Origin of the sequence: Pseudomonas sp. WS 5071, from assembly GCF_012985765.1 — a bacterium.
Taxonomy (GTDB): Bacteria; Pseudomonadota; Gammaproteobacteria; order Pseudomonadales; family Pseudomonadaceae; genus Aquipseudomonas; species Aquipseudomonas lundensis_A.
In genome coordinates, this window is the sequence record NZ_JAAQWY010000078.1 from 1 (window position 1) to 1,235 (window position 1,235).

Consider the following 1,235-nt stretch of genomic DNA (forward strand, 5'->3'; position numbering starts at 1 on the left):
TGTAGTGGTCTAATGAAACCGGACACCCATTTAGGCGAGAATGCTCGCCAGATCGAGGTGTCAGATGACCAAACAACGCCGTTCCTTTTCTGCTGAATTCAAACGCGAGGCTTCCGACCTCGTGCTCAAGCAAAACTACAGCTACATCGAAGCCAGCCGTTCGCTCGGTATTGGCGAGTCAGCGTTGCGCCGCTGGGTTGGCCAGGTTCAGAAAGAGCGCCAAGGCCTCACTCCGCAGAGCAAGGCGCTGACCCCAGAACAGCAGAAAATTCAGGAGCTGGAAGCCCGGATCGCCCGGCTTGAACGGGAAAAATCGATATTAAAAAAGGCTACCGCGCTCTTGATGTCGGAAGATCACGAGCGTACGCGCTGATCAATCAGCTGAGCGCCCATGAGCCAGTTGATTGGCTGTGCAAGGTGTTTGAAGTGACTCGTTCGTGCTACTACGCCCAGCGCCTTAGGCGCCGCACGCCCGATGTTGAACGGCTTAGGTTGCGCAGCCGGGTGAGCGAGTTGTTCACGCAAAGTCGTAGCGCTGCCGGGAGCCGCAGCATCTTGTCGCTGATGCGTGAAGACGGTGAGCAGCTCGGTCGATTCAAAGTACGCAGCTTGATGCGCGAGCTTGATTTAGTCAGTAAACAACCCGGCTCACATGCCTACAAACGAGCGACAGTAGAAAGACTCGATATCCCGAATACCTTGAACCGTGAGTTTGATGTGCCAGCCCCGAATCAAGTCTGGTGCGGCGACATCACCTACATTTGGGCCCAGGGGAAATGGCATTACTTGGCGGTCGTGCTGGATCTTTGCACGCGCCGGGTAGTGGGCTGGGCGTTGTCGGAAAAGCCGGACGCTGAACTGGTGATCAAGGCCCTGGATATGGCTTACGAGCAGCGTGGCAGGCCTTCGGGTCTGCTGTTTCACTCGGATCAGGGGTCGCAATACGCAAGCCGGCTATTTCGTCAGCGATTGTGGCGTTATCGCATGCGCCAGAGCATGAGTCGCCGAGGAAATTGCTGGGACAACGCGCCAATGGAGCGCGTGTTCCGCAGCTTGAAAACCGAGTGGATACCGACCACGGGCTACAGAACGGCTCAAGAAGCCCAGCGCGATATCAGCCACTTCTTGATGCATCGGTACAACTGGGTTCGACCCCACCAATTCAACGGTGGGTTGGCGCCAGCCCGGGCCGAAGAAAAACTTAACGTCGTGTCCGGGATTAGTTGACCACTACC

General features: G+C 56.5%; 1 protein-coding gene. It reads left to right on the forward strand.

All coding sequences use genetic code 11. The annotated features are described in order from the left end of the window. Positions 1-64 precede the first annotated feature (64 nt). Positions 65-1,227, forward strand: a protein-coding gene (locus HBN61_RS22275) for an IS3 family transposase (protein ID WP_170047925.1) whose coding sequence is annotated in 2 segments (ribosomal slippage) — positions 65-320 and positions 320-1,227 — 1,164 coding nt in all. Because the reading frame shifts where the segments join, the coding sequence is not laid out codon by codon here. The last annotated feature ends 8 nt before the right edge of the window (positions 1,228-1,235 follow it).